General features: G+C 60.0%; 26 protein-coding genes and 5 tRNA genes. 21 read left to right on the top strand and 10 right to left on the bottom strand.

Going from position 1 to position 24,631, the window contains the following annotated elements; all coding sequences use genetic code 11:
• Window positions 1-107 precede the first annotated feature (107 nt).
• Window positions 108-770 (top strand): PAQR family membrane homeostasis protein TrhA, encoded by a 663-nt coding sequence (gene trhA / locus QP965_RS06275; protein WP_284844493.1) that lies wholly within the window; start codon window positions 108-110, stop codon window positions 768-770.
• Here the strand turns inward: trhA and QP965_RS06270 are convergent.
• Complete coding sequence (locus tag QP965_RS06270) at window positions 767-1,777, bottom strand: acyl-CoA thioesterase (protein WP_284844410.1); 1,011 nt, start codon at window positions 1,775-1,777, stop codon at window positions 767-769. The two genes, trhA and QP965_RS06270, sit on opposite strands and share 4 nt — an antisense overlap.
• 33 nt (window positions 1,778-1,810) lie before the next feature.
• Here QP965_RS06270 and QP965_RS06265 point away from each other — a divergent pair, with 33 nt between their 5' ends.
• The 3 genes from QP965_RS06265 to purM are packed head-to-tail and all read left to right on the top strand — an operon-like array spanning window position 1,811 to window position 4,793.
• A complete protein-coding gene (locus QP965_RS06265; RefSeq protein ID WP_284844409.1) occupies window positions 1,811-2,215 on the top strand; it encodes a sterol carrier family protein in 405 nt (134 codons plus the stop codon).
• A 10-nt stretch (window positions 2,216-2,225) separates the two neighbouring features.
• On the top strand, window positions 2,226-3,722 hold the full coding sequence (gene purF, locus QP965_RS06260; RefSeq protein ID WP_239278196.1) for an amidophosphoribosyltransferase: 1,497 nt from the start codon (window positions 2,226-2,228) through the stop codon (window positions 3,720-3,722).
• 18 nt (window positions 3,723-3,740) lie between these two features.
• Window positions 3,741-4,793, top strand: coding sequence for a phosphoribosylformylglycinamidine cyclo-ligase (purM, locus tag QP965_RS06255; RefSeq protein WP_239230571.1), 1,053 nt, complete (start codon window positions 3,741-3,743; stop codon window positions 4,791-4,793).
• 90 nt (window positions 4,794-4,883) lie between these two features.
• Here the strand turns inward: purM and QP965_RS06250 are convergent, their stop codons facing one another.
• Both QP965_RS06250 and ygfZ read right to left on the bottom strand, forming a co-directional pair.
• Complete coding sequence (locus tag QP965_RS06250; RefSeq protein ID WP_193387586.1) at window positions 4,884-5,081, bottom strand: DUF3073 domain-containing protein; 198 nt, start codon at window positions 5,079-5,081, stop codon at window positions 4,884-4,886.
• Between the two features lie 140 nt (window positions 5,082-5,221).
• On the bottom strand, window positions 5,222-6,286 hold the full coding sequence (ygfZ, locus tag QP965_RS06245; RefSeq protein WP_284844408.1) for a CAF17-like 4Fe-4S cluster assembly/insertion protein YgfZ: 1,065 nt from the start codon (window positions 6,284-6,286) through the stop codon (window positions 5,222-5,224).
• Between the two features lie 30 nt (window positions 6,287-6,316).
• Here ygfZ and QP965_RS06240 point away from each other — a divergent pair, with 30 nt between their 5' ends.
• Window positions 6,317-7,180 (top strand): aminodeoxychorismate lyase, encoded by an 864-nt coding sequence (locus QP965_RS06240; protein WP_284844407.1) that lies wholly within the window; start codon window positions 6,317-6,319, stop codon window positions 7,178-7,180.
• Here the strand turns inward: QP965_RS06240 and QP965_RS06235 are convergent.
• The gene (locus tag QP965_RS06235) at window positions 7,177-7,872 is read right to left on the bottom strand and encodes a heme-binding beta-barrel domain-containing protein (RefSeq protein WP_005325810.1); all 696 of its coding nucleotides are present in this window, start codon (window positions 7,870-7,872) and stop codon (window positions 7,177-7,179) included. The two genes, QP965_RS06240 and QP965_RS06235, sit on opposite strands and share 4 nt — an antisense overlap.
• Window positions 7,873-7,925: 53 nt before the next feature.
• Between QP965_RS06235 and QP965_RS06230 the strand changes: the two genes are divergently transcribed.
• Entirely contained in the window at window positions 7,926-8,963 is a 1,038-nt protein-coding gene (locus tag QP965_RS06230; protein WP_284844406.1) for a diacylglycerol/lipid kinase family protein, read from the top strand.
• On the opposite strand, the gene QP965_RS06225 is transcribed toward QP965_RS06230, so the two are convergent.
• The gene (locus QP965_RS06225) at window positions 8,947-9,774 is read right to left on the bottom strand and encodes an LmeA family phospholipid-binding protein (RefSeq protein ID WP_284844405.1); all 828 of its coding nucleotides are present in this window, start codon (window positions 9,772-9,774) and stop codon (window positions 8,947-8,949) included. The two genes, QP965_RS06230 and QP965_RS06225, sit on opposite strands and share 17 nt — an antisense overlap.
• 33 nt (window positions 9,775-9,807) lie before the next feature.
• Between QP965_RS06225 and mshD the strand changes: the two genes are divergently transcribed.
• From mshD to pstB, 5 genes are all read left to right on the top strand, one after another.
• Window positions 9,808-10,725: a mycothiol synthase gene (gene mshD, locus QP965_RS06220; protein ID WP_284844404.1), complete on the top strand. Its 918-nt coding sequence runs from the start codon at window positions 9,808-9,810 to the stop codon at window positions 10,723-10,725.
• Between the two features lie 214 nt (window positions 10,726-10,939).
• The gene (gene pstS / locus QP965_RS06215) at window positions 10,940-12,043 is read left to right on the top strand and encodes a phosphate ABC transporter substrate-binding protein PstS (protein WP_284769289.1); all 1,104 of its coding nucleotides are present in this window, start codon (window positions 10,940-10,942) and stop codon (window positions 12,041-12,043) included.
• Between the two features lie 121 nt (window positions 12,044-12,164).
• Complete coding sequence (gene pstC, locus QP965_RS06210; RefSeq protein ID WP_049378494.1) at window positions 12,165-13,211, top strand: phosphate ABC transporter permease subunit PstC; 1,047 nt, start codon at window positions 12,165-12,167, stop codon at window positions 13,209-13,211.
• A 14-nt stretch (window positions 13,212-13,225) separates the two neighbouring features.
• The gene (pstA, locus tag QP965_RS06205; RefSeq protein ID WP_239273290.1) at window positions 13,226-14,140 is read left to right on the top strand and encodes a phosphate ABC transporter permease PstA; all 915 of its coding nucleotides are present in this window, start codon (window positions 13,226-13,228) and stop codon (window positions 14,138-14,140) included.
• Window positions 14,141-14,191: 51 nt separating this feature from the next.
• A complete protein-coding gene (pstB, locus tag QP965_RS06200; RefSeq protein WP_023019857.1) occupies window positions 14,192-14,965 on the top strand; it encodes a phosphate ABC transporter ATP-binding protein PstB in 774 nt (257 codons plus the stop codon).
• 72 nt (window positions 14,966-15,037) lie between these two features.
• On the opposite strand, the gene phoU is transcribed toward pstB, so the two are convergent.
• A complete protein-coding gene (gene phoU, locus QP965_RS06195) occupies window positions 15,038-15,766 on the bottom strand; it encodes a phosphate signaling complex protein PhoU (protein WP_284844403.1) in 729 nt (242 codons plus the stop codon).
• A 101-nt stretch (window positions 15,767-15,867) separates the two neighbouring features.
• Window positions 15,868-17,013, bottom strand: a complete 1,146-nt coding sequence (dusB, locus tag QP965_RS06190; RefSeq protein WP_040425422.1) for a tRNA dihydrouridine synthase DusB — start codon at window positions 17,011-17,013, stop codon at window positions 15,868-15,870.
• A gap of 191 nt (window positions 17,014-17,204) precedes the next feature.
• On the opposite strand from dusB, the gene scpC reads away from it, so the two are divergent.
• A complete protein-coding gene (scpC, locus tag QP965_RS06185; protein ID WP_284844402.1) occupies window positions 17,205-18,707 on the top strand; it encodes a succinyl-CoA:acetate CoA-transferase ScpC in 1,503 nt (500 codons plus the stop codon).
• Window positions 18,708-18,818: 111 nt separating this feature from the next.
• Window positions 18,819-18,891, top strand: a tRNA-Lys gene (locus tag QP965_RS06180).
• A gap of 31 nt (window positions 18,892-18,922) precedes the next feature.
• Here the strand turns inward: QP965_RS06180 and QP965_RS06175 are convergent.
• Window positions 18,923-19,255 (bottom strand): metal-sensitive transcriptional regulator, encoded by a 333-nt coding sequence (locus tag QP965_RS06175; RefSeq protein WP_005325826.1) that lies wholly within the window; start codon window positions 19,253-19,255, stop codon window positions 18,923-18,925.
• An 82-nt stretch (window positions 19,256-19,337) separates the two neighbouring features.
• Between QP965_RS06175 and QP965_RS06170 the strand changes: the two genes are divergently transcribed.
• The 6 genes from QP965_RS06170 (at window position 19,338) to QP965_RS06145 (ending at window position 20,486) form a co-directional block, all read left to right on the top strand.
• Window positions 19,338-19,413, top strand: a tRNA-Glu gene (locus QP965_RS06170).
• Between the two features lie 35 nt (window positions 19,414-19,448).
• A tRNA-Asp gene (locus tag QP965_RS06165) sits at window positions 19,449-19,522 on the top strand.
• Window positions 19,523-19,580: 58 nt separating this feature from the next.
• Window positions 19,581-19,895 (top strand): DUF4288 domain-containing protein, encoded by a 315-nt coding sequence (locus tag QP965_RS06160; RefSeq protein ID WP_284814356.1) that lies wholly within the window; start codon window positions 19,581-19,583, stop codon window positions 19,893-19,895.
• 85 nt (window positions 19,896-19,980) lie between these two features.
• Window positions 19,981-20,054, top strand: a tRNA-Asp gene (locus QP965_RS06155).
• A gap of 19 nt (window positions 20,055-20,073) precedes the next feature.
• Window positions 20,074-20,146, top strand: a tRNA-Phe gene (locus QP965_RS06150).
• Between the two features lie 49 nt (window positions 20,147-20,195).
• Entirely contained in the window at window positions 20,196-20,486 is a 291-nt protein-coding gene (locus tag QP965_RS06145) for a GNAT family N-acetyltransferase (protein ID WP_284814354.1), read from the top strand.
• 40 nt (window positions 20,487-20,526) lie between these two features.
• Here the strand turns inward: QP965_RS06145 and epsC are convergent, their stop codons facing one another.
• Window positions 20,527-21,090, bottom strand: coding sequence for a serine O-acetyltransferase EpsC (gene epsC, locus QP965_RS06140; protein WP_034668818.1), 564 nt, complete (start codon window positions 21,088-21,090; stop codon window positions 20,527-20,529).
• A gap of 70 nt (window positions 21,091-21,160) precedes the next feature.
• A complete protein-coding gene (cysK, locus tag QP965_RS06135; RefSeq protein WP_239193344.1) occupies window positions 21,161-22,096 on the bottom strand; it encodes a cysteine synthase A in 936 nt (311 codons plus the stop codon).
• Window positions 22,097-22,360: 264 nt separating this feature from the next.
• Here cysK and ramA point away from each other — a divergent pair, with 264 nt between their 5' ends.
• Both ramA and murA read left to right on the top strand, forming a co-directional pair.
• A complete protein-coding gene (gene ramA, locus QP965_RS06130) occupies window positions 22,361-23,200 on the top strand; it encodes an acetate metabolism transcriptional regulator RamA (protein ID WP_005325834.1) in 840 nt (279 codons plus the stop codon).
• A gap of 21 nt (window positions 23,201-23,221) precedes the next feature.
• Complete coding sequence (gene murA / locus QP965_RS06125) at window positions 23,222-24,490, top strand: UDP-N-acetylglucosamine 1-carboxyvinyltransferase (protein ID WP_239278180.1); 1,269 nt, start codon at window positions 23,222-23,224, stop codon at window positions 24,488-24,490.
• Window positions 24,491-24,631: the final 141 nt, after the last annotated feature.

Here is a 24,631-nt window from a genome sequence, read left to right as displayed (position 1 = left end):
CCCTGGTGAGAGAAAGAAGTATCGCTGTGGCTCAGATACATGCTGAAGGAACAAAAGAGGCGGGGGAGTATCCCTTGAAAGAAGGCTTGGTGCAGCGCACCTATTGGATGGCCGATCGCGGGCCCAGGCCGCTAAGCCGTGGCTGGGGGCATGCGATTGCGGCGCTGTTGTCGGTAATTGCCTCTACTGTGCTCATTACCTATGCGTGGATGACACTGCAATGGTGGCAGGGGCTCGGCGTAACCATCTACGGCGTGGGGCTGGTGGGGCTCTTTGGTGTTTCGGCGCTCTACCACCGCTACCCGTGGGCGAGCGCGCGTGCCGTGCAATGGTGGCGGCGGGCGGATCACGCGACCATCTCGGTGTTTATTGCGGCGACGTATACACCGCTGTGTCTCATTGTGCTTTCGCCGGTGCAAGCGGCGTGGATGCTGGCCGTCGCTTGGGGTGGAGCCGTCTTGGGCGTGGTGCTCAACTTGGTGTGGATCAACCACCCGCGCTGGCTGGACGTGGTGGTCTACCTAGCGCTGGGCTGGCTGGTGCTGCCGCTTTTACCCACGCTGTGGACGCAAGCCGGCGCGGCCGTCGTCTGGCTGCTCTTCGCCGGCGGCGTGGTCTACTCGCTCGGCGCGCTGGTCTATGGCTTTAAGTGGCCAGGCCGCAACGCACGCTACTACGGCTACCACGAGCACTTCCACACCGCGACCATCGCGGCGGCGGTGGTGCACCTTGTAGCGGTGTGGATGGTCGTGGTTCAGGGGGCTGCTTAGTCGATGTGCTGATTCGACGGCGCCACCACTAGCGGCTTCGGCGAGTACTTGGCGCGCAGTCCGCGCAGGAGGGTGGCGTGCTCGGCCAGGCGCTTGTCTTCCTCGGTATGCGGGTGGAAGGGGCGGGCTACCTGCGGCTGGCCATCGTGGTCCAGGGCGATATAGGCCACGGTGGCATGAATGGCGGTCTGCAGGTTATCGCGGCCGCCGCGAGGGTTGCCGGAGCGGACGTGGATGGACATCTGCATGGAGCGGGTATCGGTGCGCATCATGCGAGCGTCGACCTCGATGAGATCACCGATGGAAATAGGCCTGTAGAAGCGGATGCCACCGGCGTAGACGGCCACGGTGCGCTCGGCGGACCACTCCATGGTGCAAGCTGCACCGGCTTCATCGATCCACTGCATGGCGGTGCCGCCGTGGACCTTGCCGCCCCAGTTGACGTCGGTGGGCTTGGCTAGGAAGCGGTTGACCATGCGCGGGGCGTCGGAAGGCCCATCATAGGTTTGCTTTTCCATCTCTTCCTCGATGGCCTTGCGCAGCTCAATGCGGGACTTGGCAGCCTCTTCCACGCGGCGTTGCTCATCAGTCTCCGGCACGAAGGAAGGCACTGGGGTGGATTTACCGGTCGCTGGGTCCTTAGCCACGAAAATAACCAGGCAATCGCAGGCGCGGGTAAAAATGCCTTCGCGCGGGTCGGCAGAAAGCACCTCGTTGACGATGTGCATGGAGGAACGGCCGGTCATGGCGATTCGGGAGCGCACCTCCACGATGTGCCCGGAAGGGATCGGCCGGGTGAAGTGGATATGGCCCACGTATGCGGTCACGCAGTACTGGCCGGACCATTGCACGGCGCAGGCATAGGCGGCCTTATCAATCCATTCCAGGACGCGGCCACCGCTGATGCCGGTGGCGCCGGCCATGGTGACGTCGGTTGGCGATGCCATAAAGCGCAGCGTCAGCGCCGGCGATTTCTGATTTTCCGCAACGGAAGGCGTAGGTGACATAAACAACAAGATAACAGTAGCTATGATGTAGCTATGAAAAAGCCCGTCGATCCCGCAGCCACCCGCGCGGCCATCATGGCCATCAAAGACTGGATTGCCGCCCCGGCGGAGCACGATAAGCCTGGTAGGGCCCTGCTTGCCGACGCCGTCCGCCGCACCGCCCGCACCCTCGAGGCCGACGCGCCGGGCCATTCCGTGGAGCTGCGCGTACCCCCATTTGTTGCGGTGCAATGCATTGAAGGGCCCCGCCATACCCGCGGCACCCCACCCAATGTGGTGGAGACCGACCCGGAAACCTGGCTGCGCCTTGCCGCCGGATTGGCGGACTGGGAAGAGGCCGTAAACACTGGTCGCGTCGATGCTTCCGGCTCCCGCGCGGGCGAAATTGCGCAGTGGTTGCCGCTTATTCCGTTAGTTTCCGGCGGCGCGACAGGCTAATATAAACGCCGTGGTAGAAGTACATACTCCTAGTATCACCAATCTTGACGATCAGAATGAGCAGGAGCCCCGCGAAGAGTGCGGCGTCTATGGCGTTTGGGCTCCCGGGGAGGAAGTCTCCAAGCTGACCTACTTTGGTCTCTTCGCCCTGCAGCACCGTGGCCAGGAGGCTGCCGGCATTGCGGTAGGCGATGATGACCGCATCGTCGTCTTCAAGGACATGGGCCTCGTGGCTAATATCTTTGATGAGTCCACCCTGTCTGCCCTCCAAGGAAACGTGGCGGTGGGCCACACGCGCTATTCCACCGCCGGCGGCAAGGAATGGTCCAATGTCCAGCCGATGTTTTCTACCTCCTCCACCGGGGTAGACATCGCCCTCGGTCACAACGGCAACCTGGTCAACTACCTGGAGCTGCGCGAGGAGGCCGTGCAGCGCGGTTTGATTAAGCCCCATGAGGAGTCCGTATCTGACTCCATGTGCTTGTCTATGCTGCTTGCCGACGGCGTGGATGAAGACACCTCCGTCTTCGACTCCGCCCGCGACCTGCTCCCTCGCGTTAAGGGAGCATTCTGCCTGACCTTTACCGATGGTCACACCATGTACGCCGCGCGCGACCCGCACGGCGTGCGCCCGCTGGTCCTCGGCCGCTTGGCCAAGGGCTGGGTGGTGGCCTCCGAGACCTGTGCGCTCGATATCTGCGGCGCCCAGTTCATCCGCGAGATTGAACCCGGCGAGCTCGTCGCCATCGATGAGGCCGGCATCCGTTCCGTGAACTTCGCGCCAGCCAAGCGCCACGGCTGTGTCTTCGAGTACGTCTACTTGGCCCGCCCGGATAGCGATATCAAGGGCCGCTCCGTCAACGCCTCCCGCGTGGACATCGGCCGCCGCTTGGCCCGTGAGTATCCGGCTGAGGGCGCGGACCTGGTCATCCCGGTTCCCGAATCCGGCAACCCGGCTGCCGTGGGCTATGCCCGCGAATCCGGCATCACCTTCGCCCACGGCTTGGTCAAAAACGCTTACGTGGGCCGCACCTTCATCCAACCCACCCAGACCCTGCGCCAGCTGGGCATCCGCTTGAAGCTTAACCCGTTGCGTGAAGTCATTAACGGCAAGAAGCTCGTCGTGGTGGATGATTCCATCGTCCGCGGCAATACCCAGCGCGCGCTCATCCGCATGCTGCGCGAGGCCGGCGCCGCCGAGGTGCACGTGCGCATCGCCTCCCCGCCAGTGAAGTGGCCGTGCTTCTACGGCATCGACTTCGCCTCTCCGGGCGAGCTGATCGCTAACGCCAGCCCCTCCGACGATCCGGAAACCGTCTGCGCCACTATCTGTGACACCATCGGCGCCGATTCCCTGGGCTTTGTCTCCATTGAGGAGATGGTGGCCGCCACCGAGCAGCCCCGTTCCGAGCTGTGTACCGCCTGCTTCTCGGGCGAGTACCCACTCGGCCTGCCCGCCGGAAACTCCAATGCAGACGCCGTGCGCACCCTGCTCGGCACCGAATAACAAAGGACACCTGAAACCATGAGTGACAATACTTACGCAGCAGCCGGCGTCAGCATCGAAGAGGGCGACCGTGCCGTGGAACTTTTCGCCCCGCACGCCAAGCGCGCCACCCGCCCTGAGGTTCTGGGCGGTCTTGGCGGCTTTGCCGGCCTGTTCAAGCTCGGCGATTACAAGGAGCCCATCCTCGCCGCCGGTTCCGACGGCGTCGGCACTAAGTTGGCCGTGGCCCAGGCCATGGATAAGCACGACACCATCGGCATCGACCTCGTCGCCATGTGCGTGGATGACCTCGTTGTCTGCGGCGCGGAGCCACTCTTCCTGCAGGACTACATCGCCGTGGGCAAGGTCGTGCCGGAAAAGGTAGCCGAGGTAGTCAAGGGCATCGCCGAGGGCTGTGTGCAGGCCGGCGCCGCGCTGCTGGGCGGCGAGACCGCCGAGCACCCCGGCATGATGGAAGAAAACGAATACGATGTCTCCGCCACCGCGGTCGGCGTCGTTGAGGCCGATGGTGTACTCGGCCCAGACAAGGTCCGTGATGGCGACGTACTCATCGCCATGGGCTCTTCCGGCCTACACTCCAATGGCTACTCCCTGGCCCGCCACGTCCTGCTGGAGCAGGCTGGCATGCCTCTCGACGGCCACGTGGAAGAGCTTGGCCGCCCCCTCGGCGAGGAGCTGCTGGAGCCCACCCGCATTTACGCCAAGGACTGCCTGGCGCTGGCTAGCGAGTGCTCCGTATCCACCTTCTGCCATGTCACCGGTGGTGGACTGGCTGGCAACCTCGAGCGCGTCATCCCAGAAGGCCTGGCGGCCGATATTAACCGCGCCACCTGGACCCCGGGCCAGATCTTCAAGCTCATCTCGTCTGTGGGCAAGGTGGAGCTGGCGGAAATGGAGAAGACCTTCAACATGGGTGTCGGCATGATTGCCGTAGTCAATCCCGAAGACCGCGACCGTGCCCTGGCAATGCTTACCGCACGCCACATCGATGCGTGGGAGCTGGGCACCGTCCGCTCCGCCTCCGGCGAGGAGCCGCGCGTGGTCATGCACGGCGAACACCCCAACTTCTAGCAGGGCCTGCCGCCCTGTCAGGGGAGGGTATGAGGAAGGGCCCTAGGAGATTTCCTAGGGCCCTTGAGCTATCCGGCGGCGAGCGGAAGATTAGCGTTCGTCGCGGTCGGCATCATCCCATTCGTCGACGTAGTCGGCGTATGGGTCATCCTCTTCATAATCGCGGGAGTCACCCTCTTGCTGTGCGGCGAGTTCCCGTTGCAGGGACTCGATATCCATCTCGGGTGAGTTGTACTTGAGCTGGCGTGCAACTTTGGTCTGCTTTGCCTTTGCGCGTCCGCGTCCCATGTGCATGACCCCCTTGGGTTAGTAGGGCGCGCCAGGGATTCTTGGGCGCCCCATCGACTTGTCTATTGAGTATCTTCCTGTAAGACACAATAGCCTGTGTGACGAAAAAATTCCGCACCGCCCCCTAGCTAGTGGGAGATTTAGCGCCCGCGCAGCCGGTTTACTGCCTCGCGCCCAGCCTTGGGGCCCTCATCCTCGGGGATGGAGGAAGGATCGATAGACGCCGCGGTATCGCCCACTTCTAGGGCGCCGACGTCCAGCGCAGAGCGCTTCACTAGGCCTAGGGCGATGGGGCCGAAATCGCAGTCATCCACTATCGTGCCGATGCGGCCTACCTTACGTCCATTGAAAGTAATGTCATCGCCCACATTTGGCCGTTGTGGTGCGGAGCCGTCGAGGTGCAGCTGCACCAATAGGCGAGGGGAGCGGCCCAGATTTTCTACGCGCGCCACCGTTTCCTGGCCGCGGTAGCAGCCCTTATTGAGGTGAACGTGGGCCGGATTGGCGGCGCTGCGGCTGATCCACTGCGGTACCTCGTGGGGGATGGACTTATTATCCAGATCCGCTGCCAGCTCCGGCTCGCGGGCGCGCACGCGCTCGGCGGTAAACGCCATGAGCCCCGCTAGCCGGGCACCGGATTCCTCCAAGTGTTTCGTTGCCTCGACCAAGGATTCGCGCGGAATGCCCAGGTCAACGCGCTTGATTCCCGGCCACTGGACCTGACGGGAAAACTCCACCATGGGTGGCAGTGAAACATCGGCCTCACCCAGAAGAGTGAGGATGGCGATATCGGCTTCCTCTACGGTGACCTCGGACCAAAAGACCATCATGGTGAGGAACTTAAAGAGGGAGTCGAATTGCGCCGCAGGGACGTCGATAAGAAAGGCATCGTCGGTCCGCACGATATCCATGTGGTGGAGGATGTGGCCTTGGATGTCCAGGTCGAGGGCGCCGGCGGTGAAAGCCACGGGGGCGTCGTCAAGCTTCTGTGAAAGCAGATTATTCAGAAACTCGGCGGCGTCCTTGCCGCTCACGCGAATGACGCGGCGCTGGGAGCGGTCAATGACGACGGTGCCGCCATCGGCGGCCCGTTGCTCGCCCAGCGGATTGCCATAGTGCCAGGCCACGCCCTGGGCATCGAGTACGGTCGCGTCCTGGTGCTCCGCGGCACCGGCGCGCTGCAGAAGAGGCGAAGAATAACTCACAACTACCGATGGTAGGGCATAATCAAAAGTATGAAGTTTTCGCCGCGAAAAGAGCCGGTCATCTACGTTGTGGAGCCCTTTGGAGGGTCGGTACGCAGGCACATGCCCGCGCTGCCTCTTGTCTACGCCGATGATGCCGCGGTCACCCGCGGCGATGGCATCTTTGAATCCCTGCTCGTGCGCGGAGGCAAAGCCGCTAACCTGCAGCGCCACGCGCAGCGCTTCTGCGATTCAGCCCGGACGATGAACCTGCCGGAGCCGCCCATGGACAAGTGGGAAGAAGCCACCCGGCTCGCCATCGCGGACTTCTGTGGGGACGAGCAAGGCGATGCTAAATGCACGTGGACCTATACCCGCGGGCGCGCCTCTACGGGGCGGCCGAGCGCATGGGTTGTTGTGCAGCCGATTGAGGACAAGGTGCTAGAGCAGCGCGCCCACGGCGTCGCCGTTATGACGAGCCCCCGCCTGTGGCACGTGGCGGAGGAATTGCCCGCCAAGACGCTCAATTACGCGGCCACCATGGCGATGCTGCGCATGGCGCGGGAGAAGGGCTTTGAGGATCTCATCCTCACCGATCCGGACACCGGAGAAATTCTTGAAGGCGCCACCTCTACCGTGGTGGCCGTCAAGGGCGAGAAACTGCGCACCGCCGCCGGCCGCGGCATCCTGCCCGGCACCACGCAAGCGGCGCTCTTCGCGCACGCCAAAGAGAAAGGCTATCGCTGCAAGGCCAAGCCGCTGACCGTGGAGTATCTGGAAAAAGCGGACTCGGTGTGGTTGGTGTCCTCGGTGCGCGTTGCCGCGCGCGTAACTAGGCTTAATGACAAAAAATTAAAGGCCCCGGACAACGCGGACGTCATCCGAGACCTCATTGATGCAGCGCTTGGGGCTTAGCCGGCGATGCGGGTGAGCTCCGCCGACATGTAAGGGCGCATCTCGCCATCAACCATGCGCTCGTCTACCCAGCCCAGGTTGTTATTGGGCATGAGGCCGTACATGCGCTTGCCTGGGCCCAAGTTCTTCGGACCGGTTTCCGTGACCATGGTGGAGGCGGATTCCAGCTGCCATGCGCGGTCATTGAATGGTTCGCCGTAGAAGATTTCCACGATGCCGGTAGAAGAGGTGTAGGTGACCTCGATTTCATCCTTTTCCGAGATACGCCAGAAGCCAGTCTCGCGCACAGACGGGCCTTCCGGCTTGCCTTCGGTATCGATCTTCCAGGTACGGGAGCTAAAGGTCAGGTAATTTTCGCCATCGTGGGCGATGACCAGCTGCTGGCCAAAGGTGTACTCCTGACCCTTCGTATCGTGGGCCTGGCCCTCGCCCTGCCAGACGCCAACAAGGGGGAGTAGACCCAGCAGGCCGTCGTGCAGCGACGGGCCCTGGCGCAGGTTCGCGGTATCGTCCGGTACCGGGGTATCGCCCAGCTCGAGGGCGGGGATATTGCGGCTAGCGGCGTCCTTCCACTGCTCGGCAGCCTGGTTCACGGCATCGTTGCCATTCAGTTTTCCTGGATCGTTTTCCGGGTGGGAAGCCGCGGTGGTTTCGATGTTTTCAGGGGTGGTTTCATTATTATTTTCGCTCATGGGCGTCCAGCCTAGTCGTGCACCCGCCTATTTAACTACTAGACTTGGACCTCGTGCACGCATTGATGATCTCGAATCCAAACTCGACCTCACAAACCAACGCCCTCTTCCGCCAAATCGTTCCTTCCCTACAAGCGGTAGAGGGCCTGCACCTCAAAGTGAAATTTACGCATTACCCTGGCCATGCAGAAGAGATGGTCAAGGGAATGACCAGGGACGACTACGACGTCATCATTGCTGTGGGCGGAGATGGAACCGTCAACGAGGTGGTCAACGGGCTACTCGGCCCGGCTGATGGGCAGCGCCCCGATCCTCACTCCATTCCGGCGCTGGCCGTAATTCCTACCGGCTCCGCCAATGTCTTTGTGCGCGCCTTAGGCTTTCCCAATACCCCGGTGGAGGCTACCCATGTGCTGGCGCGCATGCTCGACCGGGATCTGCGCCGCACCATCTACCTAGGAACGTGGAACGAGCGGTGGTTTGCCGTCAATGCTGGCTTCGGTTTGGACGCAGACGTGCTGGCGCGAGTGGATCGTGCCCGCGAGCAAGGTTTTGCCGCCACCCCGCTGCGCTACCTCAACGTCGCCATTCGGGCCTGGAGTCGTGCGCGGAAGAACCCACCGCATATTGCGGTGACAGCCGAGTCCAGTGATGGTGAGCGGCTGCAGAAGGATGATGTGCCGCTGATGTTTACCTCAAATACCAACCCGTGGACATTCTTGGGCCCGCTGCCGGTGGTGACAAATCCGCGCAACTCCTTTGATGAGGGCCTTGCCCTCTTTGGGCTGGAGGAGTTTAGCGGGCTCGGCGGCGTCGTCGGCCTGCTGCACCTCTTCGGTGCCGATAAGCGCGGATGGCTCAATAAGCTCACCAAAGAAAAGACGGTGGCCTTCGACGACGCCATGCGGGTAGAGCTAGTCTGCCGCGAACCGCAGCGCTTCCAAGCCGATGGAGAATCGGAGGGGCGCTTTGACGCGGTTACCTTGGCCTCCGTGAAGGACGCCATCGAGGTATTCGCCCCGCAGGATAGGCGGGAGGCCCATCAGCGCACGATGAAGGAAGTTCTCCGGGACTTTATTCGCCTGCGCTAGTCTGCGGCGCGGGGCCGACCCGGTGCTTGGTATCGGCGGCCTTCTTTTCCGCCTCTTCCACGGCCTTTTGCTCCGAGCCTTCAATCTCTAGCGGGGAGAGCTGGGCCAGCTGCACCTTAATATTGCGGCGCTGTACCTCGAAGGAAATGGTGCCGCCCTGCATCTTTACCGCGGTCGCTTGGGCCGGAAGCGGTAGCTGCCGGGTATCGAAGTTGAGGGAAAAGGCCTTTTGCAGGCGCTCATCGTCCGTGCCATAGACCTGCATTCGAAACTCCGGACCAACCAGGCGGAGGGTGACCTTGGCGGTGGACTTGTGGGCGTCGCCAGGCAGGGTGCCCGTTAGCTCTGCTTCAGCAGACGTGCCACCGGAGGGGGAAATATCGTCTGGGTTAGCAATCGAGAGATCGGTAATCCCCAACAGGCGGCCCAGCGCCACACCATCCAAAGAAATGCCGCGCGAGTAGGTGGAAACGGGCGCGCCCTCAATATCTCCATTCATTACCTGTTCTGGGGTGACGGTGATATCGCGCAGCACGGTGGAAGCATTGACCATGCCCAGCTTGGGCACCTCCACGTCCAGCGCCTTGACCTCGAGATAAGGGATTTCCTTCGAGGCCGCCGCCCACACGTAGGGGGTACCGCCGATGAAAACATCCGGCGTATTATCCAGCCGCGAATTGGCTTTCACGGCTTGTGCCACCTTGTGTTCCGTGTGCATTGCCACGCAGGCGTCCGCCACCCAGGCCGCAAGGAGTACACACACCACGAGGAGGACGTGCACGATGCGCCGGTCAATCTTTAGAACACTCACCCTTTCATTCTTACCCTACGTATTCTGGGCCCTATGACTAGCAATGCCTTTAAGATTACGGAAGAAACCCTGCCGGACGACCCGGAGCTGGCTCGCCGCGTAGAAGCACTGGCTGAGCAGGCTGAACGCCAGGATGGGATGGCGCCTCTGTCGGAGCAATTCCTCAACGGTCTTAGCGATTCCCGCCTGGAGCACCGCCACCTGGTGGCCTGGGTAGGGGAGGAGCCGTGCGGCGTAGCCGGTCTGGAGGGCTCTACCGCCGAGCTATTCATCGCCCCCGATCGCCGCGGGCAGGGCTATGGTGCCGCGCTTTACGACGCCGCCGCTAAGACCCCCAACCTCCACGCTTGGGCCCACGGGAACCTGCCCGCGGCACAGGCGCTCGCGCACTCCCGCGACCTACAGGTCACCCGCAAGCTGGTGGTCATGGGTATCGGGGGAGAAGAGCTCGCAGCGGCCGCCCACCCCGAAGGTTTGCCACTGACCGCCTTGAATTACACCGAGGCGGTGGATAAGTGGGGCAAGGACTTTGTGGAAGAGCAGTGGCTCAAGGTCAATAACGAGGCCTTTTCCTGGCATCCCGAGCAGGGCGGCTGGGATCTCGATCGCCTGCATCGCGGCATGGAGGCAGACTGGTTCGACCCCGCAGACCTGCTTTTCCTGTGGGATACGGCAGATGAGCCGGCTCTGGCCGGCTTCCACTGGACTAAGTGGCATGCGGAGGAAACTCCGGGCTTCGGTGAGGTCTACGTGGTGGGCTTGGCGGAAGGTTACCGCGGTAAGAAGTTGGGCGGTCCGCTGCTGCAGATTGGCCTGCGCCGCATGGTGGAAAAGGGAGCTCAGCGGGTAATTCTTTATGTAGAAGCGGATAATGATCCGGCACTGAAGGCGTACGAGCGCCTAAGCTTTGAGGTTGATGAAGAACACGTCGTATGGGGCGTGTGTGACTAACGTCATGGGTTGAGCTGTGTTTGTTCACCCAGTGTTTACCTCTTGGCACCCTTTTGGTCAGATCCTGCGGATAGCTTTACACCCTGTGAGTTAACCGCACCTGTGCGCCTGCATCTCGCCCCAGAAGGCGGAGCGGGATGCAGGAAATATCTCTCTAGGAGATGCGGTTTCCTCGGACAATCAATCTCTGATCTGCACCGGAAAGGGTTTTCCCGTGATTCGCAACTTCAAGCGCACTGCCGCAATCTTCGGCATCGTAGCCGCAACCTCCACCGCTCTCGTAGCTTGCTCTGAGGAGTCTGGCTCCTCCTCCGACTCCGCTGGCGGCGAGGACGTCTCCGGCGAGCTCGTCGGCGACGGCGCATCCTCCCAGCAGAACGCAATGTCCTACTTCCAGACCGCGTTCTCCGAGGATCACCCAGACGCTTCCCTGTCCTACAACGCTTCCGGTTCCGGCGCCGGCGTTGAGGCCTTCACCAACGGCCAGGCTGACTTCGCTGGTTCTGACTCCGCTCTGAAGGAAGACGAGGGTGAGGTCGAGGCTGCCGCTAAGCGTTGCGATGGCAACGAGGCATGGCACCTGCCAACCACCATCGGTCCGGTTGCCATCGCCTACAACCTGGGTGACACCGAGATCAACCTCTCCACCGAAACCCTGGGCAAGATCTTCAAGGGCGAAATCAAGAAGTGGAACGACAAGGCCATCGCTGCTGACAACGAGGGCACCGACCTGCCGGACAAGGACATCACCGTCATCTTCCGTTCTGACGAGTCCGGTACCTCCGCAAACTTCCAGAAGTTCCTGAAGGCCGCTACCGGTGACTGGGACTCCGAGGGCAAGCAGTTCCCAGACGCTGTTGGTGAGGGTGCTAACGGCTCCTCCGGCGTTGCTGACCAGGTTGCAAGCATCGATGGTGCTATCACCTACGTCGAGGCCGGCTTCGCAGACCAGAAGGAAGGCGAGGGCGTCAAGAAGGCCAAGATCGACTTCGGCCACGGCCCGGTTGAGCTGTCCACCGAGTCCGTCAACAAGGCTCTGGAGAACCTGGAGTTCAAGAAGACCGACTCCGAGCACAACATGGTTGTTGACTCCGAGGCACTGTTCTCCTCCGACAACGAGGGTGCATACCCGCTCATCCTGACCACCTACAACATCGTGTGCTCCAAGGGCTACGACGAGGAGACCTCCAAGCTGGTCAAGTCCTTCTTCACCACCGTCCTGGATCACCAGGATGACCAGCTGGCTGAGCAGGGCTTCATCCCAGTTGAGGGTGCTCACCTGGACAAGCTGAAGGCTGCTGTTGACGCTCTGCAGTAAGCGCTAAAGCTGTAAAAGCTTAATACCTCCCGCCCCCACTGCCGCACACGATTCGCGCTTTGGGGGCGCAGGTATGTAACGATATTTTCCATTTTTAACGCTGAAAAGGATTAACAGTCTCATGGCAGACAATAATCTCACCACGGCTCCAGAGCAGACGGATGCAAACGCCACCTCTGCCGAGCGAGTCTCCAACAGCGGACACGACGAGGTAGCTACCACCAGCTCCAATAGCGGCGTTAAGCGCCCAGGCGACCGTGTCTTTGAATTCCTGTCCACTGCTTCGGCAACCCTCATCACCGTTATGATTGCCGCCATTGCCGCCTTCCTGCTGTGGCGTGCGGTTCCCGCCCTAGGCGTTAACGACGGCGGCATCATGGGCTTCTTCACCTATGGTGGACGATGGGAGACCACCGATACCTCTGCGATGAAGTTCGGTATCCCGACCATGTTCGGTACCACCGTTCTCATCTCCGTCTTCGCCCTCCTGCTGGCTATGCCGGTGGCCCTAGCCATCGCCATCTTCCTGTCCAACTACGCGCCTGCCCGCTTGGTTAAGCCGCTCGGCTTCCTCGTGGACATGCTCGCTGCAGTTCCGTCCATCGTCTACGGCCTGTGGGGTTGGCAGGTTCTTGGCCCGGCACTGTCCGGCTTCTACTCCTGGATGGAATCCTGGGCGGGTGGATTCTTCCTGTTCCACGTCTTCGATAACTCGCCGTCATTTGCAACTGGCCGCAACCTGTTTACCGGTGGCATCGTGCTTGCCGTGATGATTCTGCCGATCATCGCTGCTACCGCGCGCGAGGTCTTCGTGCAGACCCCTCCAGGCCAGGTGGAATCCGCCCTGGCTCTGGGCGCTACCCGCTGGGAAGTTATCCGCATGACCGTTCTTCCATTCGGCATGTCCGGCTACATCGCCGGCTCTATGCTCGGCCTGGGCCGTGCACTGGGTGAGACCATGGCGCTGTACATGGTTGTCTCCCCGCTGATTGACTTCCGCTTCTCGCTTTTCGACGGCGGCACGACCTTCGCCACGGCCATCGCCCTGGCATCTGCCGAGTTCGGTAACGAGATGCGCGCTGGTGCCTACATCGCCGCCGGCCTCATGCTGTTCTTGCTGACCTTCGTGGTCAACGCCATTGCCCGCGCCATCGTGAAGAATAAGTAAGGAGGGGAGGATCAATGACTACGACTACTAATGCCAAGCCTGCCTCCCAAGGCGGCGCGACCTTCCTGGACATCTCCGGCTCCCGCAAGATGACCAATAACATCGCCACCGCGGTGGTCTGGGGCGCAATGATTCTGGCCATGGTTCCGCTGGTATGGGTTCTGTGGGAACTCATCGCCCGCGGCAGTGGCGTCATCCTCAACCCTGAGTGGTGGACCGCTTCCCAGCGCGGCATCATGAATAGCTCTTCTGGTGGCGGTGCCGCTCACGCCATCGTGGGTACCTTTGTCCAGACCATTCTGGCCTCCATTATCTCTATCCCGATCGGCATCTTTACCGCCATCTACTTGGTGGAGTACTCCAAGGGCGGCTGGCTCGGCCGCATCACCACCTTCATGGTGGACATCCTGTCCGGTGTGCCTTCCATCGTTGCGGCCCTGTTCATCTTTGCCATGTGGATCACCCTGTTCGGCTTTGGTCGCTCCGGCTTCGCCGTGGCGCTGTCCCTGGTGCTGCTGATGATTCCAATTGTGGTGCGCAATACCGAAGAGATGCTACGCGTGGTCCCCATGGATCTGCGTGAGGCGTCCTACGCACTCGGCGTTCCGAAGTGGAAGACCATCGCCCGCATCGTTCTGCCTACCGCACTGTCCGGCATCGTCACCGGCATCATGCTGGCGATTGCTCGCGTGATGGGTGAGTCCTCGCCGGTGCTGGTCTTGGTTGGTTCCTCCTCCGTCATCAACTGGGATGCCTTCAAGGGCTCTCAGTCCTCGCTCCCGCTGATGATGCTGGATATGTATAAGGCCGGCGCACAACCCGCCGTGCTGGACAAGCTCTGGGGAGCAGCGTTGACGCTGGTTATCCTCATCGCCGTCCTCAACATTGCGGCCCGCATCGTTTCCGCGAAGTTCTCGGTTAAGAAGTAAACGCCGTACCACTCGATTCCGCCATACACTTGCTAGAGGAGAAACTCCCAAATGTCTAAGCTCGCGCTCAATGACGTGAACATTTTTTACGGCGACTTCCACGCCGTGCAGAACGTGAATATGCAGATCCCGGCCCAGGCCGTGACCGCATTCATCGGCCCTTCCGGCTGTGGTAAGTCCACCGTGCTGCGCACCATCAACCGTATGCACGAGGTCATCCCTGGCGCCTCCGTGAAGGGTGAAATCCTGCTGGATGGCACCAATATCTACGGACCGAAGGTTGACCCGGTATCCGTACGCAACACCATCGGCATGGTCTTCCAGAAGGCAAACCCATTTCCCACGATGTCCATCGAGGACAATGTGGTGGCAGGCCTGAAGCTGTCCGGTGAAAAGAACAAGAAGAAGCTCAAGGAAGTTGCGGAGAAGTCCCTGCGCGGCGCCAACCTGTGGGATGAGGTTAAGGATCGCTTGGACAAGCCAGGCGGTGGCCTCTCCGGTGGTCAGCAGCAGCGCCTGTGCATCGCCCGCGCTATCGCCGTGGAGCCAGAGGTATTGCTCATGGACGAGCCTTGTTCCGCACTGGACCCGATTTCCACCCTCGCCGTGGAGGACCTCATCCATGAGCTGAAGGAAAACTTCACCATCGTTATCGTGACCCACAACATGCAGCAGGCAGCCCGCGTGTCCGATAAGACCGGCTTCTTCTCCCTAGAAGCAACCGGTAAGCCGGGCCACCTGGTGGAGTTTGACGACACCACCAAGATCTTCGAGAATCCTTCTCAGAAGGAGACCGAGGATTACATCTCTGGCCGCTTTGGCTAAAGAGTAAGAGAGATTGTCCGAGAGAAAGGGGGCCGGTTTGAACCGGCCCCCTTCTTTGGCGCTTAAATCCTTCTAACGGCGAAACTGACGCTCGAGTTCTGCCATCCGTGCTTCAAATTCGGCGTCCTTTTTGTCCTCCTCTAGCTTTTTGGCATAGTCATTGGGCAAAAGACCCGTGGTCAGATAGATGATGTGGCCGGCCACGGAGACGCAGTGGTCCGCATAGCGCTCGTAGTAGCGCGTAATTTGTGAGGTCTCAACGGCTTCGCGCACGCTGCCTTCCCATTCGCGCTGAGTCAGGATGCGCAGAATATGGGAGTTGATATCATCCACTGCATCATCGTCGGCACGGAGGTTGACGGACAAATCCGCATCAGGGGTGACGAGGATATCGTGCAGCACCGACCCCATTTCTTCAGTGAGGCGGTACATCTCCTCGAAGTAGCCGATGTAATTCGCCGGTATCACGGCGTCAGGGTGGCGGCGGCGCGCGGAGTCCGCGATGTGCTGGGAAAGCCGACCCATGCGGTAGAGATCCTCCACGATATAAATCGAGGAGACCACCTGACGGAGGTCCTGCGCCATGGGGTTTTCCAGCGCCAAAAGTGTTACAGCACGCTCAGAGCACCTAACGCGGATCTCATCTAGCTCCTCAGTCATGGTGAGGGCATCTTCCGCGGAGTCCAAGGCGCCTTGCAGTAGTGCCTGCGAAGCCTTATCCAAGATGGTGCGCACGGTATCGCACATCACGATGAGGTCATGGGAGAAGTTATCTAAGTGTTCCCTGTAGGCGGCACGCATGCCAAAGATAATAGCGAAAACTTTTCGTCTTTGCGCAACTTAAGAAGGGGTTAAATGCACGATTCCTGTATGTATTTAGCTGCTCTTATATTGCTGTCAGGCTATCCGCCGGAATTCATAATGTCCGCAGCAACGGGAACGCAATCATCCTCGGGATCGTCGAGCCAACCATCGGGCAATGCCACCTTGGATGGCGAGCCCTGGCGGCCGCGGGCTCCGTCGGCGTCGGCAGCTAGGGCATCGGACTCTGCCCAAGGTGCAAGGAGCTCACGCAAGGCATCGAGGGAATTGACCTTGGCTAAGCCCGCGCGGACCTGGCCGCCAACTGGGAAACCACGCAGGTACCAACCGATGTGTTTGCGGATATCGCGGGAAGCATTGTCCTCGCCATCGTGCTCCGCCAATAGCTCCGCGTGGCGGAGGATTACCTGGGTGACCTCGCCCAGGGTGGGCTCTGCCGGAATGGACTCGCCGCGCAGTGCGGCGCCGAGCTCGGCAAAAAGCCACGGGCGGCCAAGGCAGCCGCGGCCTACCTGCACGCCGTCGCAGCCGGTTTGTTCCATCATGCGGCGGGCATCCTCGGCACGGAAGATATCGCCATTGCCCAGCACTGGCACCCCAGTATCCGCCAAGTGCTCCTTGAGGCGCGCGATTTCGTCCCATCGTGCTTCGCCAGAGTAGCGCTGAGCGGCGGTGCGGCCGTGCAGGGTAACGGCAGCGGCGCCGGACTCGACGGCGATGCGCCCGGCGTCGAGATGCGTATGGTGCTCGTCGTCAATGCCCACGCGCATTTTTACCGTGACCGGGATATTGGTGCCCTCTGTGGCCTTGACCGCGGCGGAGACGATATTGCCAAAGAGGCGTCGTTTATAAGGCAGCGCGGAACCGCCACCGCGGCGGGTCACCTTCGGAACCGGGCAACCAAAGTTCATATCGATGTGGTCCGCTAGGTTTTCGTCGACGATCATCTTCGCGGCTTTATAGGTATATTCCGGATCCACCGTATAGATCTGTAAGGAACGAGGATCTTCCTGCGGCGCAAAGGTGGTCATGTGCAGCGTCTTTTCATTGCGCTCTACCAGTGCACGGGCGGTGACCATCTCGCAGACGTAAAGGCCCGACACCGTGCCGGTGCGCTGCAGCTCCTGCTCTCGGCACAACGTGCGGAAGGCAACGTTGGTTACCCCCGCCATCGGGGCGAGGATGACGGGGGAGGAGAGATCGTAGTGTCCAATGCGCAAATTCACGCCCCAATTGTGCTAGTTAACGGGGGAAAATAGCAACTGGGTCCACAGTGGCGCCGTTCCCTATTTCTGTTTTATGGGGTAGGGGTCACACAAAAGTGGTGGAAATCTTGCAAAGATTCGCTAATGTGGGCTGTGTAACTAATTAGAACGGCCGTTATTTTGGCTGGCCCCTTAATGAAGGAGGATTACCCTTGTCCGAGAGAATCGCGTACGCCCCATTTGAGAAGCTCGTGGTTTCTGCAGAAGAGGCTGCTCAGCACGTTAACCACGGTGACCGCGTGGGCATTTCCGGCTTCACCGGTGCTGGCTACCCCAAGGGCCTGCCCACCGCCATTGCAGAGAAGGCCAAGGCTCTACATGAAAAGGGCGAGGAATTTAAGATCGACGTCTTCTCCGGCGCTTCCACCGCCCCGGACTGCGATGGCGTTCTGGCGGAAGCTGAGGCGATTCGCTTCCGCTCTCCTTATAACTCCGATCCCACGCTGCGTAAGCAGTTCAATGATGGCACCGCGCTTTACCAGGATATCCACCTGTCTCACTCGGGCCAGCAGGTAGAAGAGGGCTTCTACGGTGACTTCCAGGTGGCCATTATTGAGGCCGTGCGCATTACCGAAGAAGGCCACGTGGTGCCGTCCTCCGCGGTGGGCAATAACCTCGAGTTCATCGAGGCTGCCGATAAGATCATCATCGAGATCAATGAGTGGCAGTCCATCAACCTCGAGGGCATGCACGATATCTACCGCATTGAAAAGCTGCCTAATCGCCAGCCCATCCCTATCACTAAGCCGGGCGACCGCATCGGTACCACCTACATGGAGGTGCCGGAGGACAAGGTTGTTGCAGTGGTTAAGACCGATGCCCCGGACCGCAACGCCCCATTCAAGGAACCGGACGAGATCTCCGAGAAGATTGCCGCCAACTTCATCGAGTTCCTCGAGGGCGAGGTCGCTGCGGGTCGCCTTGAGTATGACAAGTTCATCATGCAATCCGGCGTGGGCAACGTCCCCAACGCCGTGATGGCCGGCCTGCTGGATTCCAAGTTTGAGAATATTCAGGCCTATACCGAGGTCATTCAGGATGGCATGCTCGATCTCATCGATGCGGGCAAGATGACCATGGCTTCCGCTACCTCCTTCGCGTTGTCCCCAGACTACGCGGAGAAGATGAATGCGGAAGCAGAGCGCTACCGCGAGCACATTATTCTGCGCCCACAGCAGGTCTCTAACCATCCAGAGGTCATCCGTCGCGTAGGCCTGGTTTCTTCCAATGGCATGATTGAGGCCGATATCTACGGCAACATCAACTCCACCAACGTATCCGGCTCCCGCATCATGAACGGCACCGGCGGCTCGGGTGACTTCACCCGTAACGCTTATATCTCCACCTTCGTTTCCCCGTCCGTGGCCAAGGACGGCGCAATTTCCGCGCTGGTTCCGTTCGTGTCCCACACGGATCACACCGAGCACGACACCATGGTCATCATTACTGAGTACGGTGTAGCTGACCTGCGCGGGCTGGCTCCAAAGGAGCGCGTGGAGAAGGTCATCTCCGTGGCACACCCGGATTACCGTCCGTTGCTCGAGGACTACTTCAACCGTGCGAAGGAAAACAAGTTCCAGCACACCCCACACGATTTGAAGACTGCCTTTGACTTCCAGGTCCGCTTCATGGAGAAGGGCGATATGCGCGGCTAATGTAGCCACGCTTCGGCAGGCGCTCAGTGGCGAGCTGAGCGCCTTTCGCTTGCCGACGCCCCCCCCTAATTAGGACTTTGCAAATACCGCAAGCTAAACTGGAGCGACGTTGGGCCTTTAGCTCAGTTGGTAGAGCTACGGACTTTTAATCCGCAGGTCGTGGGTTCGATCCCCACAGGGCCCACAACTGGAGCCACCTTCTCGGGTGGCTCCTTTTAGTTTTTCACCATCTTCTTGATGGCGCGCATGGCCTCTTCTAGCTTCTCGGTGGCTACTTCACCGTCCTCGGCGGCGGCACCGGCCACACAGTGCTCAATATGGTCTTCTAGGAGCGCCAGTGAGACATTCTCCAGCGCCGACTTCACCGCCGAAATCTGGGTAATGATGTCGATGCAGTATTGGTCTTCTTCGACCATGCGGTGGATGCCGCGCGCCTGCCCCTCAATGCGCTTGAGCCTGGCGAGGTAGCGATCCTTGCTCTTAGAATCCGCGTTATATCCGTGTACGTGCGGCTCGTGGCAGGAGCACGTTTGATGCTGGTCAGACATGGTTCCTAATCTTTCTGGGGGAGCGATTTTGTAACTAGGTGAGGTCTCCAGTATATTTCTAGAAGTCGCCTTAGCGCGACGGGCCCCCATCGTCTAGCGGCCTAGGACACTGCCCTTTCACGGCAGCGGCACGGGTTCGAATCCCGTTGGGGGTACCAACACGAAAGTGTTGGTCCGAATTAAATATTCGATTGGCCTTGTGGCGCAGTTGGTTAGCGCGCCGCCCTGTCACGGCGGAGGTCGCGGGTTCAAGTCCCGTCAAGGTCGCAGAATGAGCAGCAATCGCTTCGGCGGTTGCTGCTTTTGGTTTTGTTAGGCTGGCGCCATGGAGCCATACGTGGGAATTGCTGTCTTTGAACTTGCCTCCGAAAGCTCGGAGCATTCTAGCTTCTTCCGAGAGGATTTCTTTCTCGTCTATGCGGACTCGGATGAGGAGGCGTACCGGAAGGTCGAGGCACGGGCCCATGAGCAAGAATATGAGGGCCTGTGGCTGCGCCACATTGTCGACGTCGCGCCCACCCTCTACGGCCATGTGGATCGAGATTGTGACCTCTATTCGCGGCATTTTTCCGCGCTGGAAGACTACGAGCGCTTCGAGATGAACTTGGGCGGAAAGGATCCACTTTCACCGCCTAAATAGCGTTCTGACGTGCAGATTTGGTGAGTCTTGGGAGTCTTCTGTAAAGTATCTATCCGTGCCCAAGAGCACACACATAATTAAAAATGGCCCTGTGGCGCAGTTGGTTAGCGCGCCGCCCTGTCACGGCGGAGGTCGCGGGTTCAAGTCCCGTCAGGGTCGCGGAAACCTTCGGGTTTCTGGCCAGATAGCTCAGTCGGTAGAGCACACGCCTGAAAAGTGTGGGGTCGCCAGTTCGATCCTGGCTCTGGCCACAATAATGGCTCCTCGTAAGAGGGGCCATTTTTGCTTTAGTATGGGCACATGGAACACGCTATTGCACACCAGACCGATAATTCCCGTTACGTCCTTACCGTGGACGGTGTCGAGGCAGGCTCGTGCCACTATGTAGACGCAGACACGACCCGCGAGTTCAACCACACGGTCATCAAGGATGCTTTCCGTGGCCAAGGATTGTCCGCGCCGCTGATTAAGGCCGCGCTTGACGACGCCCGGGGCGTCGGCAAGCAAGTCATTGCTTCCTGCTCCGCAGTGGCGCACTTTATAGAAAAGAATCCCGAATACCGCGACCTACTGCGCCCAGAAGGCATATAAAAAGCGGCCCACAGTTGCCTGTGAGCCGCTGGGAGAGAATTTAGATGTAGTAGTCGGGGTCAACCAGTTTGATGCGCTCATTCGGGTTGCGTGGACGGTTCTTGGCCGGAATGCCCACCGCGATATTTTCGGCGGGAACATCCTTCGTCACCACGGCATTGGCGCCAATGGCCGAACCTTCACCGATCGTAATGGGGCCGAGCACCTTGGCGCCCGCACCGATAGTGACATTGTCTTCGATAGTGGGGTGGCGCTTGGTCTGGGTAAGGACCTGGCCGCCGAGGGTGACGCCATGGTAGAGCATGACGCCATCGCCAATCTCTGCGGTTTCACCAATGACGATGCCCATGCCATGGTCAATAAAGAACCGGCGGCCGATAGTGGCGCCAGGGTGGATCTCCACGCCGGTAAAGAAGCGGTTAATCTGCGCCAAGATGCGCGCGGGCCCGCGCAGCCCGCGCTTCCACATCCAGTGCGAAATGCGGTGAGACCACACCGCGTGGAGACCGGAGTAAACTACTGCATTTTCGACGTCGCCACGTGCGGCCGGATCGTGATCTCTTGCATTTGCTAAGTCTTCACGGATGTAGCTCATAATGTTCATGCCCACATAGTACTGGCATAAAAAAGGCACCCGCCAAGGTTGGCGGGTGCTTTTATTCAAGCGAAGTAATTTAAGCTTCGCGGATGTCCTCGAAGAGGATGGTGGAGACGTAGCGCTCACCGAAGTCCGGCAGGACAACCACGATGGTCTTGCCCTCGAACTCTGGGCGCTCCGCCAGCTTCAGAGCTGCGGAAACGTTGGCGCCGGCGGAGATGCCAACCAGCAGGCCTTCCTGGGTAGCCAGGTCGCGGGATGCCTTGATGGACTCCTCGGTGGTGGCGGTAAAGACTTCGTCGAGAAGCTCGCGGTCAAGTACCTCAGGAACGAAGTTAGCGCCGATGCCCTGAATCTTGTGCGGGCCAGCGTGGCCTTCAGACAGGACAGGGGAATCGGACGGCTCAACCGCAGCCAAGTGCAGGTCTGGGTTCTTGGACTTCAGGAAGCGGCCCACACCGGTAACGGTGCCGCCGGTGCCTACGCCAGCAACGAAGGCGTCAACCTTACCCTCGGCGTCTTCCCAAATCTCTGGGCCGGTGGTTTCCTCGTGAATCTTCGGGTTTGCCTCGTTGGCGAACTGTGCAGCAAGGATGGCGTTATCGGTCTCGGCGACGATTTCATTCGCCTTGTCGACGGCTCCCTGCATGCCAGCCGCACCAGGGGTCAGTACGATTTCTGCGCCGTAAGCGCGCAGCAGCACCTTGCGCTCATTGGACATGGTCTCCGGCATGGTCAGAATGACCTTGTAGCCCAAGGTGGCGCCAGCCAGCGCCAGGGCGATGCCGGTATTGCCGGAGGTGGCCTCCACGATGGTGCCGCCCGGCTTGAGCTGGCCGGACTTTTCAGCGGCCTCAACGATGGCCTTGCCGATACGGTCCTTGACGGAATTTGCCGGGTTAAAAGACTCCACCTTGGCAAGCACGGTAGCGCCCTTGCCCTCGGTAAGACGGTTCAGGCGGACCAGTGGGGTGCCGCCGATGGTTTCCATGATGTTGTTGTAGACAGCCATTTTGTGGACTCCTTTGGGAATCAGATTTGGGTTCAAATCGCGTACAACGCAAGCGTACACTACACAAGTAGACCAGTCAGTATATAAATTCTAGACCGGGCATTCGGGCATTTCATGTGGGATTGCAGCGCCGGATAAGGCGAGGGCGATTTCGAATTACCCCCACATGCTGTCTATACTTCCACTCAGTTGCCCGCTGGTCCCCAAATTCCCGGGGGAGGACGGGTACACCTGCTTGGTTACCCCCGACGAGGAAAGAGTCTCATGGAGTCGCATCGCCTCAAAGATGATGAAGAATCCGTACGCGCGGCCCTGTCGTCCCTGAAGACCGCTACAGGTATTCCGGTGACGATGTACGCCACGCTGCTGCCTGATAATCGCCTGCAGATTACACAGTGGGTGGGGCTACGCACCCCAGCGCTGCAGAATCTGATCATTGACTCTGGCGTCGGTGTAGGTGGGCGAGTGGTCAGCACTCGCCGCGCGGTAGGTGTATCCGATTACACTCGTGCCACCACCATTTCGCACGAGAACGACCGCGTGATCCAAGACGAAGGCCTGCACTCTATCGTGGCCGTGCCCGTTACGGTGCAGCGCGAAATTCGCGGCGTCCTCTACGTAGGCGTGCACTCCCCAGTTCGTTTGGGCGATAAGGTCATTGAAGAAGTGACGATGACCGCGCGCACCCTCGAGCAAGACCTGGCCGTTAATTCCGCCATGCGACGTGCCGATGGGTCCAAGGGTGGAGCGGCTCGGGGCCACGTCATGAACGGTGCCGAGTGGGAACAGGTCCGCTCCACCCACTCCAAGCTGCGCATGTTGGCCAACCGCGTAGAAGACGAAGAACTGCGCAAGGAGCTAGAGACGCTGTGTGACCAGATGGTCTCGCCGGTGCGCGTGAAGCAATCCACCAAGCTCTCCGCCCGCGAGCTCGACGTGCTCTCTTGTGTGGCCCTAGGCCACACCAACGTAGAAGCAGCTGAGGAAATGGGGATCGGCGCAGAAACCGTGAAGTCTTATTTGCGCTCGGTAATGCGCAAACTCGGTGCGCATACCCGCTACGAGGCGGTTAATGCCGCCCGTCGCATCGGCGCGTTGCCTTAAGAACCGGTAGCGTAGGCAGTTGTGAAAGATCAGTTTATTGTTTCCGGCGGTGCCCGCCTTGAGGGCACCGTTAAAGTAGATGGCGCAAAAAATAGCGTCTTGAAGCTCATGGCCGCATCCTTGCTGGCGGAGGGCACTACGACGCTGACCAACTGCCCAGAAATTCTGGACGTCCCCCTCATGAAGAAGGTTCTTGAGGGGCTCGGCTGCGAGGTAGTCATCGAGGGCTCTGAGGTCCGGATTACTACCCCTGCACAGCCGCAATCCAACGCGGATTTCGACGCGGTCCGCCAATTCCGCGCATCCGTCTGCGTGCTCGGGCCTTTGACGTCACGCTGTGGCCACGCAAAAGTAGCGTTGCCCGGTGGTGACGCGATTGGCTCCCGTCCGCTCGATATGCACCAGACCGGCTTAGAGAAGCTCGGCGCCACCACCCGTATTGAGCATGGTGCCGTCGTGGCAGAGGCTACGCACCTGCGTGGTGCGAATATCCGCCTAGACTTCCCGTCCGTAGGCGCAACCGAAAATATCCTTACCGCTGCGGTTCTCGCCGAAGGCGAAACCGTCCTCCATAATGCAGCTCGCGAGCCGGAAATCGTCGATCTGTGCACCATGCTCAAGTCCATGGGTGCCGACATCGAGGGTGAGGGAAGCTCAGTGGTGACCATCCGCGGCGTCGATAAGCTGCAGCCCGCCCAGCATGAGGTTATTGGTGACCGAATTGTGGCAGGCACGTGGGCGTATGCTGCAGCCATGACCCAGGGTGATATCACCGTGGGTGGAATTTCCCCGCGCCACCTGCACCTGCCGCTAGAAAAGCTGAAGTCCGCCGGCGCGGAACTAGAGACCTATGAGAATGGTTTCCGCGTGCGCATGGACCAGCGACCACAGGCTGTGGACTACCAGACCCTCCCATTTCCGGGATTTCCCACCGACCTGCAGCCGATGGCTATTGGCATCTCTGCTATTGCGGACGGAACGACCGTCATTACGGAGAATGTCTTTGAATCCCGTTTCCGGTTTGTGGATGAAATGCTGCGCTTGGGTGCCGACGCCCAGGTTGACGGCCACCATGTAGTAGTCCGCGGTAAAGAACGACTCTCTTCTACTCACGTGTGGAGTTCCGATATCCGTGCGGGTGCCGGTCTTGTACTTTCTGCACTATGTGCGGATGAGACCACTACGGTCCACGATGTTTTCCACATCGACCGCGGATATCCCAACTTTGTAGAAAATCTGCAGCGCCTCGGTGCCACAATTGAAAGAACTCAAGAAGAAGAGCTCTTTTAACGACATCCCCAGCACACCTTTATCCGTTGTGTGCTGGGGATTTGGCATTGTTGAAGCGGGTGGACTACATTAATCCAAGTCGCCGCGAGGTAGCCGGGAGGTTACTTCTTTGCGAATTTTGTACGGGCTTGGTTCGATGAT

This window comes from Corynebacterium sp. MSK074, assembly GCF_030229735.1.
Classification (GTDB): Bacteria; Actinomycetota; Actinomycetes; order Mycobacteriales; family Mycobacteriaceae; genus Corynebacterium.
Note: the sequence above shows the minus strand (reverse complement) of the source record. Positions and strands in the feature narration are given on the sequence as shown.

What these genes read in the sequence shown, in the direction of transcription:
- trhA (WP_284844493.1), top strand. Translation starts at nt 108, where the DNA reads ATGGCCGATCGCGGGCCCAGGCCGCTAAGCCGTGGCTGGGGGCATGCG.
- QP965_RS06270 (WP_284844410.1), bottom strand. Translation starts at nt 1,777, where the DNA reads ATGTCACCTACGCCTTCCGTTGCGGAAAATCAGAAATCGCCGGCGCTG.
- QP965_RS06265 (WP_284844409.1), top strand. Translation starts at nt 1,811, where the DNA reads ATGAAAAAGCCCGTCGATCCCGCAGCCACCCGCGCGGCCATCATGGCC.
- purM (WP_239230571.1), top strand. Translation starts at nt 3,741, where the DNA reads ATGAGTGACAATACTTACGCAGCAGCCGGCGTCAGCATCGAAGAGGGC.
- QP965_RS06250 (WP_193387586.1), bottom strand. Translation starts at nt 5,081, where the DNA reads ATGGGACGCGGACGCGCAAAGGCAAAGCAGACCAAAGTTGCACGCCAG.
- QP965_RS06240 (WP_284844407.1), top strand. Translation starts at nt 6,317, where the DNA reads ATGAAGTTTTCGCCGCGAAAAGAGCCGGTCATCTACGTTGTGGAGCCC.
- QP965_RS06235 (WP_005325810.1), bottom strand. Translation starts at nt 7,872, where the DNA reads ATGAGCGAAAATAATAATGAAACCACCCCTGAAAACATCGAAACCACC.
- mshD (WP_284844404.1), top strand. Translation starts at nt 9,808, where the DNA reads ATGACTAGCAATGCCTTTAAGATTACGGAAGAAACCCTGCCGGACGAC.
- pstC (WP_049378494.1), top strand. Translation starts at nt 12,165, where the DNA reads ATGGCAGACAATAATCTCACCACGGCTCCAGAGCAGACGGATGCAAAC.
- pstA (WP_239273290.1), top strand. Translation starts at nt 13,226, where the DNA reads ATGACTACGACTACTAATGCCAAGCCTGCCTCCCAAGGCGGCGCGACC.
- pstB (WP_023019857.1), top strand. Translation starts at nt 14,192, where the DNA reads ATGTCTAAGCTCGCGCTCAATGACGTGAACATTTTTTACGGCGACTTC.
- phoU (WP_284844403.1), bottom strand. Translation starts at nt 15,766, where the DNA reads ATGCGTGCCGCCTACAGGGAACACTTAGATAACTTCTCCCATGACCTC.
- QP965_RS06175 (WP_005325826.1), bottom strand. Translation starts at nt 19,255, where the DNA reads ATGTCTGACCAGCATCAAACGTGCTCCTGCCACGAGCCGCACGTACAC.
- QP965_RS06160 (WP_284814356.1), top strand. Translation starts at nt 19,581, where the DNA reads ATGGAGCCATACGTGGGAATTGCTGTCTTTGAACTTGCCTCCGAAAGC.
- QP965_RS06145 (WP_284814354.1), top strand. Translation starts at nt 20,196, where the DNA reads ATGGAACACGCTATTGCACACCAGACCGATAATTCCCGTTACGTCCTT.
- epsC (WP_034668818.1), bottom strand. Translation starts at nt 21,090, where the DNA reads ATGAACATTATGAGCTACATCCGTGAAGACTTAGCAAATGCAAGAGAT.
- cysK (WP_239193344.1), bottom strand. Translation starts at nt 22,096, where the DNA reads ATGGCTGTCTACAACAACATCATGGAAACCATCGGCGGCACCCCACTG.
- ramA (WP_005325834.1), top strand. Translation starts at nt 22,361, where the DNA reads ATGGAGTCGCATCGCCTCAAAGATGATGAAGAATCCGTACGCGCGGCC.